This window comes from Saccharospirillum salsuginis (assembly GCF_014651855.1).
Lineage (GTDB): Bacteria > Pseudomonadota > Gammaproteobacteria > Pseudomonadales > Natronospirillaceae > Saccharospirillum > Saccharospirillum salsuginis.
Genome location: NZ_BMXR01000001.1, coordinates 503867 through 516307 on the forward strand (window position 1 = coordinate 503867; position 12441 = coordinate 516307).

Genomic DNA, 12441 nt, shown 5'->3' on the forward strand with positions numbered 1-12441 from the left:
GGCACCGTTTTATCCCCCCATGGCAGTATCAATTTCTTTTATGGTGTCTCCCTCTCGTTGTGCCGTTGATCGATAATGTCTTTCCGTCCCAAATGCATAGAAAGCCGGTGGCCCGTCATTGGCTCTTCCACCGGCTTACTTGTTCAGTCGTCTTCCGTTTAGCTGAGCGATCTTCTTGTTGAATGCTTCCGTTGTTAAATGACCAGATTCCCAGGCTCCGGTCAACCTTCTTCGCTCAAAGGATTGATCCGACCCGGATCAAAGATCCTTATCCGTGAAGGGGTTCACTTGACTGGCGAACGCCAGTGTCACACTGCCCGGCCCCAGGTTCACGCCGCCCGCAAGCGACATCGCCGAGCGAACGAACTTTTTGTTGTACTGCCGCGCCAATTCCGCCAGTCGCTCGATTTGCGAGAATTCGCCGAGTTCGGCGACACTGCCGGCCGCGATCGAAGCACAAATAAAGGGCGAGGACAGCTTGTCCTGTTTCAGCAGCTCTTCCAGGCGGTCGACGATGCGTTGCAGCGAGCGGTTGATGCCCTTGTTGGTGCCCAGGATCCACTGTTTGTCCTGATGACTCTCCACGATGGGGGTCATGCCCAGCCATTTGCCCAGATTCGCCTTGAACCAGGGAATCTGCTCGACCCCTTTCTTGGCGGCACGTTCCCGCACATACACCAGATCCGCTGGAATGGCATAGCTGTATACCTGATGGGTCAATTGCTCGATCGTACGCGCCAACTTGCCCATCGGCGGGTCGTGCTTCAATAAACCGGCGGTATGCAGTGCCAAAACGGCCTGGCCGGTCAGTGTCGTCTTGGTATCGACGAGACGGCACTTGACGTCGTTAACGCCATTGGTGGCCTGGTTCACGGTTTCGAAAAACGGACTGGTGGTGCGGCTGATGGTTTGAATCAACAGGGCGTCATAGCCTTCACCCATATCATTCAGCCACTCGCGTATATCCGCGACCGGTGGGGTGTCGGTGTTGCATTCGTTTTTCAGACTGAGCGCATTCGCTTCGTAAATCGCCTGGGTGACTTCCGGATCGCGCCGGTCCGGTTGTTTTTCGCCGTTAATCACCACCAACCCGGGTATCAGGCCGATGTTGTAACGGTCCAGTGTGGCTTTGGGGATATCACATCCGGAATCCACTACCAGTCGAATGCGTTCTGTCATCTTTATCTCGCTCTTGTTGGTCGTTATCACAGGGACACGAGGGTCGCTCCCTTGCACTACTGATGGCCAGCCAGGCGCCAATGTATGACAGTCTGTCATCTTGTGGGCCGAAAAACACCTCATGGGGAATCGAGGGGCAGGATTCAAGCCGATACTGAAGGTGGGCTGGGCCGGCCATCGACTCCATCGGCCAAAAGGTCCGAAACCTAAGTCCAGCACAACTTTAGAATTCCGCTTGTGAACCAGTTAACGAATTTGACAAGTTCCTGGGTTGTCTAAATTAGCTGATGGCGATATAGAGGTGATGGCTTGTTAATGGGGTTACTCCGGATATGTGCCTGGGTCCGCGCCGGCTGTCGGGGTGACATCTGCGGGGCCGCCGTCAACCCGTCCATGGGGGCTTGGCTTCGGCATCCATGCCTCAGACATCCCCGCAGACGTCACCCCGACATCCGTCGCTCGCATCCGTGCCTATGTTCATTACCTATTCCCAAGGTCCGTAGCACGTAGGTTGGATCGGTACGTCTGGTCCGGCATTCCGGCTTCGGTAGCGCGTAGCGCGTAATCCAACATTGGCAACGCGCCTATCGGTAAGCCTAAGGCACCTTTGTATTGTTGGATTACGCCCTTCGGGCTAATCCAACCTACCAAACCTAGAACCTGGGGGGGGTTATTAATTCGGCACAACAGACCAGTCCGCCGGGGAGTGGGTGAGGTGCTCCAGGGGAGTGGGCGACATGGATGTCGCCGTCTGGCCTACATGGACGTATTCACGGCGCCGAAGCGTCGGACCGCCCAGGAGAGCCTTACCCACTCCCCGGCAGACGGGTTTCGGGCACTGCACAATAACGAGCCGTTTCGAAATGGGCCACAGAAACTACTACAGGCTCTAACCCAACCGCTGCCGAACCGCCTCGAATAAGCTGACGCCGGCGGCGACGGAGACGTTGAGGCTGCTGACGTCGCCGGCCATGGGGATCTGGAAGAGGTCGTCGCAGGTCTGCCGGGTGAGGCGGCGCAGGCCTTTGCCTTCGGCGCCCATGACGATGGCCGACGGTACCTTGAAGTCGCACTGATAGAGATTGGCTTTCGCCTCGCCGGCGGCGCCCAGAACCCAAATACCGGCTGACTTGAGGTGATCCAGCGTGCGCGCCAGATTGGTGACCATAACGAACGGTACGCTGTCGGCCGCGCCGGAGGCGATCTTGACTGCCGTGGGGGTCAGGGTGCCGGATTTATCCTTGGGGACGATGACGGCATCGGCACCGGCGGCGTCGGCACTGCGCAGGCAGGCACCGATGTTGTGCGGGTCGGTAACGCCGTCGAGTACGAGCAATAAGGCGGGATGGTCGAGCCCGGTGATGAGCTCATCCAGGTCGTTCTCGCTCAGTACCGGCGCGGCCAGGGTCTGCACCAGGACGCCCTGATGACGGGCGTCGGAGAGTCCCTGACGGTTCAGCAGACGATCGAATTCCTCGCGCGACTGCCAGCGGAATTTCATGCCCGAGGCCTTGGCCAATTCCAGCAATCGTTGTATGCGCTGGTCCTGGCGGCCCTTCAGGAAAATGATTTCGCGGATGCGGTCCGGGTGGTGTTCCAGGGCGCTCTGGCAGGCGTGAATGCCGTACACCCATTGGGCGGTTCCGTGAGTCACTCAGTAAATTCTCCGAGTTGGCGTCGCGTTCAGGATTTAGGCTTGCGGCTCTTTTTCGCGCCGCTCTTCTTGCCGCTTTTCTTGGCCGATTTTTTCTTCGGCGAGCTTTTATCGCCTGCATTTACGCCGGTTTTTTGCGGTTTGCGAGCACGTGCTTTCGAGCCACGGACATTCCCCGGACGCGCCGGTTTGTGCACCCATTCGCCGCTCAGTTCGAAATCGATCTTGCGGTCGTCGAGGTTCACGCGCACGACCTTGACCTGCAACCGGTCACCGAGCCCGTAGCTGACCCGGGTGCGTTCACCCCTGAGCTGGTAGGAGGCTTCGTCGAACTGGTAGTAGTCGCTCTGCAGCGACGAGACATGCACCAGGCCGTCGACATAGACGTCGTCCAGCTGAACGAACAGGCCGAAGTTGGTGACGGAGGAGACGGTGCCCCAGTACTCTTCGCCGACGTGGTCGCTCATGTATTCACACTTGAGCCAGGCGACGACGTCCCAGGTGGCTTCGTCGGCACGGCGCTCGGTCAGCGAGCAGTGCTCGCCGAGCTCCAGCATCGCCTTGTAGTCGTAGGGGTAGATGTCGTTTTTCCTGATGCGCGGCGCATCCTTCACCCGGCGCACGAGCGAGGTGCGCTTGCCGGAGCGGATCACGCTGCGAATGGCGCGATGCACGAGCAGATCCGGATAACGGCGGATCGGTGAGGTGAAGTGCGTATAGGCTTCGAACGCGAGACCGAAGTGGCCGATGTTATCGGGCTGGTACACCGCCTGGTTCATCGAGCGCAGCATCATGGTCTGGATCAGTTGGAAGTCTTCCCGACCCTTGATGGTATTCAGCAGTTCCTGGTAGTCGCTGGCATGGGGTTTCATGCCGCCTTTCAATTCCAGGCCCAGTTGACCCAGGTACTGGCGCAGGTTTTCCAGCCGCTCGAACGACGGCGTATCGTGCACCCGATACAGACAGGGTATTTCCAGTTCTTCCAGAAAGTTTGCGGTGCAGACGTTGGCGGCGAGCATGCATTCTTCGATCAGCCGGTGGGCATCGTTGCGTTCGCTCGGAACGATGCGGTCGATCTTGCGGTTGTCGTCGAAGAGAATCTTGGTTTCGACCGTTTCGAATTCGATGGCACCACGCCTGCGGCGCTGATAGAGAAACAGTTTGAACAGTTCGCGCAGGGTGGAGATGTTCTTCACCACCTTGTTGCCGAAGTCTTCGGTGAAGCCTTTGCGCGCATCGCCGGCGGTTTCAGGATCGAGCAGTTCGGCGACCCGGTTGTAGGTCAATCGGGCGTGCGAATGGATCAACCCTTCCATGAAACGGTAGCTTTCGATCTCGCCGCGGGCGTTGACGGTCATCTCGCACACCAGGGTCAGGCGATCGACCTCGGGGTTCAGGGAACACAGGCCGTTGGAGAGGATTTCCGGCAACATCGGGATGACGCGCTCGGGGAAATACACCGAGGTGCCCCGGCCGCGGGCTTCGACGTCCAGCGGCGCGCTGACTTCGACGTAGTGAGAGACGTCGGCGATGGCGACGTACAGCCGGTAGCCGCCACCGCGCACCGGCTCGGCCAGTACGGCGTCGTCGAAATCGCGGGCCGTTTCGTCGTCGATGGTGACGAAGGGCTTGCTGCGCAGGTCGACCCGGTTGGCTTTGTCCGCCTCGTGGACCTGGTCGCTCATACCGGCGATCTGTTCCTGCACTTCGAACGGCCATTCGTGGGGAATGTCGTGGGTGCGCAAGGCGATGTCGATTTCCATGCCCGGCGCCATGTGTTCGCCGAGCACTTCGCTGACGCGTCCGACCGGTTGGCGGCGGAAACGCGGCTGCTCGACGATGTTGACTTCGACGATGTCGCCTTCGTTGGCTCCGGCTTCGTCGCCGGGCGGAATCAGGATGTCCTGGGCGATGCGACGGTTTTCCGGAACAACGCAGCCGATGCCGCCTTCGATGTGAAAGCGCCCGACCAGGTTCTGGGTATTACGCTCGAGGATTTCGGTGATGATAGCTTCGGTCCGGCCGCGATGATCACGACCGCCCTTGCGGGCCAGGACGACGTCGCCGTCGAAGCAGCAGCTCATCTGCCGACCATTAAGAACGAAGTCCTTGCCGCCGGATTCGGGGATCAGGAAGCCAAAGCCGTCCGGGTGACCCTGGACGCGGCCTTTGATCAGGTCCATCTTGTTGATCAGGCCGAAGGCGCCTTTGCGCGAACACAGCAGTTGGCCGTCGCGGACCATGGCGATCAGGCGGCGGCGCAGGGCTTCGACATCCCGTTCGTCGGTCAACCCCAACTCCTGGCAGAGTTCGGGGTGGGTGGCCGGTCCCTGACGCGTTTCCAGGTGCGACAGGATGAAGTCCCGGCTGGGGATGGGATGTTCGTATTTCTGGGCTTCCCGTTCGCGGTTCGGGTCAGCGGGTTTCCGACGGCTGATAAGCGTGTGTCCTTAACTGGAGTTGAATTTGCGCGCAGTATAACGCAATTATCCTGGGTGGGATAACGTCAGGGGGTATTGGCATTCTATGCCTTGGGGTTTGTTTGGTGGTTGAACCCGCACCGGCTGTCGGGTAGATGTATTCGGGGTCGCCGTGAACCCGTCCATGGGGGCTTGACGGCCGCCGTCCTGGCGGCCCACATCCCCGAATACATCTACCCGACATCCGCCACTAGCCAGCTTCCAGACTCATGTTCCTGAGTGGCTATTCCACCTTGAATACCGACACCTGCTCGCGCAGTCGGCTGGCCGAACCGGCGATTTGCTGGCCGGCGTGGTAACAGGCTTTGGCGTCTTCGCCGACCTGTTGGCTGGCCGACCCCACTGTGGCGCTGATCGAGCGCATTTGTTCGAAGACGCTGACCAGGGATTCGGTGGCCTGCTCGATGGCGTCGACGTCGCCGCGCAGGGTGTTGGAGCCTTCGCGCATGGTGACGAGTTGGTCAGACATGGAGGTCATGTGGGTGCTGGCCTGCTGGATCTGTTGCTGGCCGCGTTGGATGCCGTCGACGGCGGCGCGGACTTTGGTCATGAGGGTGGTGATCATGCCTTCGATTTCTTCGGTGCTGGCGCGGGTGCGTTGCGCCAGGGAGCGTACTTCGTCGGCGACGACGGCGAAGCCGCGTCCCTGTTCGCCGGCACGCGCGGCTTCGATGGCGGCGTTGAGGGCGAGCAGGTTGGTTTGTTCGGAGATGCCCTGAATCACCTCGATGATGCTTTCGATGTTGTGGCAGGTTTCGTCCAGTTCGAGGATGCGGGTTTGCGCCTGGTTCACGTCGGTCTGGGCATGTTCGATGATGTCGCTGGCGGTGCGGCCGGTTTCGGCCAGTTCGCCGGCGGTGGTGTAGGCGGCGTCCATGGAGTGTACGAGGCGATGGGTGAGGTCGGTGGATTGGCCGACGATGTCGTTGGCGGAGGCGAGGCTCTGGTCGATGGTGGTGACGGCGTCGTTCTGGTGGTCGCTGGAGCGGCGCAGGGAGTCGGTGACGTCGCTCAACCGTTGCACGGCCTGGTCGTTGTCGATGGCCAGTTGGTCGATCTGGCGAATGACGTCGCGAATGCGCTCGACCATGCCGACGATGCCGCGGATGACCTGGCCGACTTCGGAGCGGCCCTTGGTGGTGACGACCCGGGTGCGGGTCAGGTCGCCGGTGGCCAGTTCCTCGGTGAGGTAGACGGCGCGATGAATCGAATGGGCGAAATGGCGCAGAATCACCCAGCTTAGAATCAGGCTGAGCACCAGGATGGCGACGATGACGCTGAGCACGACCTGCTGCGTCCAGTTCTGGGCGGACCGCACGGCGGTGGAGGCGGAGGTTACAGCCTGCATGCCCAAGGTTTCCATGGCCTTGAGTTGCTCTTTCATCAGGTCCACTTCGGCCTGGGCGCGGTTGGACATGTAGTCCGCCTGTTTCGGCTCCAGGTCCCGCAGCTGGGCCATGACTTTTTCGGCTTGTTCCAGGTAGGCGGCGTGTCCGGTTTTCAGGTCCGGCACCTGCTCGAGCATGGATTGGCACAGTTGGCCGCGCTCGCCGTCTCCGGCCGAGGCGAGGCAGGTGTTGAGTAAGGCCTCGAATTCATCCAGCCGCCGGAAATACTGTTCGTTGACCTCGCTGAAAGACTGGTAGGCGGCGTTCACGTCGGCCTCCGAACTGTAGTTGTCCTTCCAGGCATAGGCGAAGGCCTGTTGGTATAAGGTTTCCTGGCGTTGATAGAGATTGAGCAGGTCTTCCATCGCCAGGGTTATCGGGACATCCTCTTCCACCAGCACGGCGGTTCGGCTACCCAACTGTTGAATCTGATACAGGGCGAATCCGCCGATCCCCACCATGGCCAGCAACAGAAAAGCGCCGTAGAGGTTGATCAGGGTTTTGAGTTTCAGGGAGGAAAGCATGATGACGCTCCGAGACAATGCGGAGCCATCGTATGACGTTGATGTGACAGGGAGATGTCAGGGGTTCTGTAGGGCAGAAGTGGTACGAATGGTCCGGCATCCCGGCATCGGGCCCGAAGGGCGTTATCTGCCGTTTCGGGCGATGCCGATCCACTAGATTCCGGCACCTTATGCTCCGAACGGCAGTCCGAGTAGGGTGGGCACAGCCCACCATGGAAGCATAACCGCCCACCGGCATCGCCAGATTACCGGAGGACATGGCCGGAGATTGAATCGCGTACGATGGTGGGCATTGCCCACCCTACCGGGTAACGATTACTTTATATCGAACGAGTGCCGCAGGACGATCGTTTCGGTGCGGTCCGGGCCGGTGGAGACGATGTCGATCGGCGCGCCGATGGCCTTTTCCAGGTAGGCGATGTAGTCGCGCGCCTGTTGGGGCAGGTCGTCGATCGATTGGGCGCCGAAGGTGCTGTCGCTCCAGCCCGGCAGTTCTTCGTACACCGGCGTTACCCGACCGAACGCCTCGGCGGATTCGGGCCAGTCGACGTCGTTGCCGTTTTCGTCACGGTAGCCGACACAGACCTTGACCGTCTCCAGGCCATCCAGCACGTCCAGCTTGGTCAGGCAGATGGCATTGATGGAGTTGATGCGGATGCTGTGCTTGACCAGAACGGCGTCGAACCAGCCGCAACGACGGGCACGGCCGGTGGTGGTGCCGAATTCGTTGCCTTTCTTGGCCAGGTGGGCGCCGTCGTCGTCGAACAGTTCGGTCGGGAAGGGACCGGCGCCGACGCGGGTGGTGTAGGCCTTGGTGATGCCCATGATCTGGTCCAGATACAGCGGGCCGACACCTGAACCGGTGGCGACACCCCCGGCGGTGGTGTTGGAGGAGGTGACGTACGGGTAGGTGCCGTGGTCGATGTCGAGCAGCGAGCCCTGGGCACCTTCGAACATGATGTCCCCGCCCTGCTCGCGGATGCCGTGGATCAGGCCAACGGAATTAACCATCAGATCCCGGATCTTTTCCGCCTGGGCGACGGTCTCGTCGATGGTCGCCTGAACGTCGACCGGGTCGACCTTGTAGTACTGGGTCAGCACGAAGTTGTGGTAGTCCAGGATCTCGGTCATTTTTTCACTGAAACCGGGCTGGAACACATCGCCCAGCCGGACGCCGCGACGACTGACCTTGTCTTCGTAGGCCGGGCCGATGCCGCGACCGGTGGTGCCGATCTTGTCATTGCCGCGACGCTGCTCACGGGCCAGATCCAGGGCCACGTGCACCGGCAGGATCAACGGGCAGCCCTGGCTGATGCGCAGACGTTCGCGCACCGGAACGCCCCGCTCTTCCAGCATCTGCATTTCGGTCAGCAGCGCTTCGATGGACAGCACCACGCCGTTGCCGATGATGCAGTTCACGCCCTGGCGCAGAATGCCGGAGGGAATCAGGTGCAGCGCCGTCTTGACGCCGTCGATCACCAGGGTGTGTCCGGCGTTGTGGCCACCCTGAAAACGCACCACCGCCGAGGCTTTCTCGGTCAGCAGGTCAACGATCTTGCCCTTGCCTTCGTCACCCCATTGGGTGCCCAGTACGACAACATTTTTACCCATCGTCACTTTGTCCGTTCGTTTCAATTAGAAAGAGATTTGACAACCCATTGGTCGCCTTCCAGCACCAGCTCACGGTCGCAGCCCAGTTCGTCGAGGTGGGTCTGACCGGAAAAAACCTGAATCACCCGCTCGCCTTTGGCGCGCAGTTGTTGCACCGCCTCGGCCAGTGCCGGGTCGGTCGACGCCGGAGCGCGAACGCCGGCCGCTTCGCGCCAGCGCCCGTCGCTTTGCGAGGCGAGGATTTTCAGGTCGCTGGAGAACCCTGTGGCCGGTCGGGAACGGCCGAAGACCCGACCGGTCGAATCGTAACGGCCGCCGCGGGCCACCGCCTGGCCGAAGCCCGGCACAAAGGCGGAGAACACCAGACCGGTGTGGTAGTTGAAGTCGCGCAGTTCGGCCAGGTCGAGGTGCAGTTTCAAATCCGGGAAGCGGGCACGAATCGCCTGGGCAATGGTGTTCAGGGTGTCCAGGGCGGTAAAGACCGTCTCCGGCGCATCCTTGAATCGGTCGCGCCAGTCGTCGAGGCGATCCAGCGAACCGTGGCACTGGGGTAAAATCGAGAACCAGTGCTTGAAGGTGTCCGTCAGCGGAGCCTGGGCCAACCAGGTATCGAGCTCGGGCAGCGCGCGCTGGCGCAGCAGGCGGAACAACTCGTTCTGGGCGGCCTCCGGCAGTCCGGACGCTTCGACCAGGGCCTGATAGATACCGATGTGACCGAGGTCCAGCGAGATGTTCTGCAGATCCGCCTTGGCCAGGGAGGTCAGCATCAGGGAGACGATCTCGATGTCGCTCTCCGGCCCGGAATAGCCATACAACTCGGCGCCGATCTGAATCGGACTGCGGGTCGACAACAAATGGGTCGCCTTGGCGTGCAGTACGTTGCTGGAGTAGCAGTACCGGGCGACGCCGTCGCGCGGCAACGAATGCGCGTCCATCCGCGCCACCTGTTGGGTGTTGTCGGCGGACAGCCCCATCAGCCGACCGCTGGTCTGGTCGGTGATCTTGTAGGTCAGCAAGTCCAGATCGTGACCGACGCCGGTGAGCAGGGATTCCAGGTATTCGGCACTCGGCGGAATCACCAGATCGTATCCCCAGGCGCGGTATTCATCGAGTAGGAGGCGGCGCAAGGCCTCAATCCGGGCGGCTTCCGGCGGCAGGATTTCTTCGATGCCGTCGGGCAACAGCCAGCGTTCTGCTATGGTCATGCCAGATGACTTTCCCATGGTGTCAGCGAATGGGTTCTGCCCCAAAGCCCGTCACGGCGCGGTCCGCGGCGGGTCAAACCGGCTCCGAGGCCGATTTTAGGCACAAAAAAACCGGGCGTTGGGCCCGGTTAACCGATTCTACACTGGGGAGCGCTCGCCCCCCAACACTTTTTTCAATTTTGTGTCATTGGGCGCCCAGAGTGTCCGGCACCGAAGCTCCCAAACCGGTCTTGGAGGTCAGATACTGGAAGAAGTCGTCATCCGGCTCCAGCAGCAGGATGTCGCTGCCTTCGTTGAAGCTGTCTTCATAGGCCCGCAAACTGCGGTAGAAGGCGTAGAACTCTTCGTCCTCGGAGAAGGCTTCCGCGTAGATGCGGGCCGCTTCGGCATCACCCTCACCGCGCAGCTCCTCGGCTTCCCGGAAGGCTTCGGCCAGGATAACGGTGCGCTGACGATCGGCGGAGGCTCGAATCTCTTCTGCGAGCTTTTCACCGTTGGAGCGGAAACGGCGGGCTTCCTGCTCACGCTCGGAGCGCATCCGGCTGAATACCTCAGCCGACACTTCCTGCGGCAGGTCGATCGCCTTGACGCGAATGTCGATCACCTCGATGCCGAGTTCGGATTGGGCGAACTGGTCGATGCGTTCGGTGACCTCGCGCATCAGACGATCGCGCTCGCCTTCATCTTCGATACGACCACCGGTGGACAAAGGTTCGTCCGCCGAGCGACCGGAAACCACTTCGCGCAGGGTGCGCAGACCGAAAGCGTCCCGCAACCCGGAATTGATCCGGCTTTCCAGAATGGAGTTGGCGCGGAACATGTCGCCGCCACTGGTCGCGGTGTAGAAATCGCGCGTGTCGGAAATGCGCCACTGGACATAGGCATCCACTTCCAACCCTTTCTGTTCGCTGGTGATGAAACGCTCGGCATCGCTGTCCAGGGTGATGATCCGGCCATCGAACTTGCGTACTTCCTCGATGAAAGGGATCTTGAAGTTCAGACCAACCGGCACATTGTCGACGACGACTTCGCCGAATCGCAGCTTGATGGCGCGCTGTTTCTCGTTGACCACATAGACGCTCTGAAGACCGACAAAGACCACCAGAGCCAGCAGCGCCAACAAAAATATATTTCGATTACTCATGGGTGCGCTCCTCAGTTTCCAGTGCCACGACGGCGATCGAATTCTCGCAGAATCTGATCGGTCAGATTGCTGATTTCATCCGCGGACAGGTTATTGATGTCCGAGCCGCCGCTGCCACCACTGCCGGCGCTGCCGCCACCGGAACCGGTGGCCCGGTTACGCAGTTGATCCAGCGGCAGATACATCATGTTGTTGCCGCCTTCGACATCGACCAGCACCTTGTTGTTGCCGCCGTATATCTTGGACACGGTTTCCAGATACAGGCGCTGACGGGTCACTTCCGGCGCTTCGTTGTAGGCCGACAGGACGCTGGAGAAGCGACGCGCTTCACCCGTGGACCGTGCCACGACCTGCTCTTTGTAACCCTGGGCTTCTTCCAGTTGGCGACGGGCACGACCTTCGGCGACCGGCAGAATCTGGTTCGCGTATGCCTGGGCTTCGTTGATCAGTCGCTGCTCGTCCTCGCGGGCCTTGATCACGTCGTCGAACGCATCCTGCACCTGGTTCGGTGGGGAGGTGTCGTTGATGTTCAACTGGGCCAGCTCGATGCCGACGTCATAGGAGTTCAGATACTGCTGCAGGCGCTCTTTCACTGCGGCCTGGATCTGGTCACGCCCGACGGTCAGGGCCTGCTCCAGGGTCGCACTGCCGATGACGTGACGCAGCGCGGATTCGGCGGCGTTGGCCATCGAGGTTTCCGGCTGCTGGACATTCAGTGCGAATTTCTGCGCGTCCACCGCCCGATATTCCACGGACATGGAGATCGAGACGATGTTCTCGTCACCGGTCAGCATGCTGGACTGGTGACGATAGTTCCTCACCTCGGTTACGTTCACTTTTTGATCAATAACATCGATGAACGGAATTTTGAAGTGCAGACCCGGGGCTTCCAGCGAATTGAATTTACCCAGGCGAAGCACCACGGCGCGCTCGGATTCGTCGACGGTATAGATGGAGTCGTACACGGCATAGACCACCACCAGCACCAGCAGGATGCCGAAGATGGCCGCCAGGCTACCGCCGGTACCACCGGAGCCTCCGGAACCGCTGCCGCCGCCTTTCTTGCCGCCCAGCCATTTGTTCAGTTTGTCGTTGAATTGCTTGAACAGCTCGTCCAGGTCCGGGGGACCGTCGTTACGACCGCCGCGACGACCGCGGTTGCCCCAGGGATCCTGATCGTTGTTGTTGCCATTTGGTGGTTCGTTCCACGCCATGGTCGTCTCCGTTTCTAAAAAGGATGGTGCATCTTGCCTTGA

The 12441-nt window shown here is 60.5% G+C and carries 8 protein-coding genes; all 8 read right to left on the reverse strand.

Annotated features, from left to right (window positions below):
* Positions 1 to 258: 258 nt before the first annotated feature.
* Positions 259 to 1179, reverse strand: a complete 921-nt coding sequence (locus tag IE111_RS02135) for a DegV family protein (protein ID WP_189606832.1) — start codon at positions 1177 to 1179, stop codon at positions 259 to 261.
* Between the two features lie 889 nt (positions 1180 to 2068).
* Positions 2069 to 2833, reverse strand: coding sequence for a 23S rRNA (guanosine(2251)-2'-O)-methyltransferase RlmB (rlmB, locus tag IE111_RS02140; RefSeq protein WP_229805139.1), 765 nt, complete (start codon positions 2831 to 2833; stop codon positions 2069 to 2071).
* Positions 2834 to 2862: 29 nt separating this feature from the next.
* Complete coding sequence (gene rnr, locus IE111_RS02145; protein WP_189607045.1) at positions 2863 to 5271, reverse strand: ribonuclease R; 2409 nt, start codon at positions 5269 to 5271, stop codon at positions 2863 to 2865.
* 265 nt (positions 5272 to 5536) lie between these two features.
* On the reverse strand, positions 5537 to 7225 hold the full coding sequence (locus tag IE111_RS02150; protein ID WP_189606833.1) for a methyl-accepting chemotaxis protein: 1689 nt from the start codon (positions 7223 to 7225) through the stop codon (positions 5537 to 5539).
* A 315-nt stretch (positions 7226 to 7540) separates the two neighbouring features.
* Complete coding sequence (locus tag IE111_RS02155) at positions 7541 to 8836, reverse strand: adenylosuccinate synthase (RefSeq protein ID WP_189606834.1); 1296 nt, start codon at positions 8834 to 8836, stop codon at positions 7541 to 7543.
* Between the two features lie 20 nt (positions 8837 to 8856).
* A complete protein-coding gene (locus IE111_RS02160) occupies positions 8857 to 10041 on the reverse strand; it encodes an ATP phosphoribosyltransferase regulatory subunit (RefSeq protein ID WP_189606835.1) in 1185 nt (394 codons plus the stop codon).
* 184 nt (positions 10042 to 10225) lie between these two features.
* A complete protein-coding gene (gene hflC / locus IE111_RS02165) occupies positions 10226 to 11185 on the reverse strand; it encodes a protease modulator HflC (RefSeq protein ID WP_189606836.1) in 960 nt (319 codons plus the stop codon).
* Positions 11186 to 11196: 11 nt separating this feature from the next.
* Entirely contained in the window at positions 11197 to 12399 is a 1203-nt protein-coding gene (gene hflK, locus IE111_RS02170; RefSeq protein ID WP_189606837.1) for an FtsH protease activity modulator HflK, read from the reverse strand.
* Positions 12400 to 12441 lie beyond the last annotated feature (42 nt).

Coding starts and splice junctions, on each gene's coding strand:
- IE111_RS02135 (WP_189606832.1), bottom strand. CDS start 1,179: ATGACAGAACGCATTCGACTGGTAGTGGATTCCGGATGTGATATCCCC.
- IE111_RS02155 (WP_189606834.1), bottom strand. CDS start 8,836: ATGGGTAAAAATGTTGTCGTACTGGGCACCCAATGGGGTGACGAAGGC.
- hflK (WP_189606837.1), bottom strand. CDS start 12,399: ATGGCGTGGAACGAACCACCAAATGGCAACAACAACGATCAGGATCCC.
- hflC (WP_189606836.1), bottom strand. CDS start 11,185: ATGAGTAATCGAAATATATTTTTGTTGGCGCTGCTGGCTCTGGTGGTC.
- IE111_RS02150 (WP_189606833.1), bottom strand. CDS start 7,225: ATGCTTTCCTCCCTGAAACTCAAAACCCTGATCAACCTCTACGGCGCT.
- IE111_RS02160 (WP_189606835.1), bottom strand. CDS start 10,041: ATGACCATAGCAGAACGCTGGCTGTTGCCCGACGGCATCGAAGAAATC.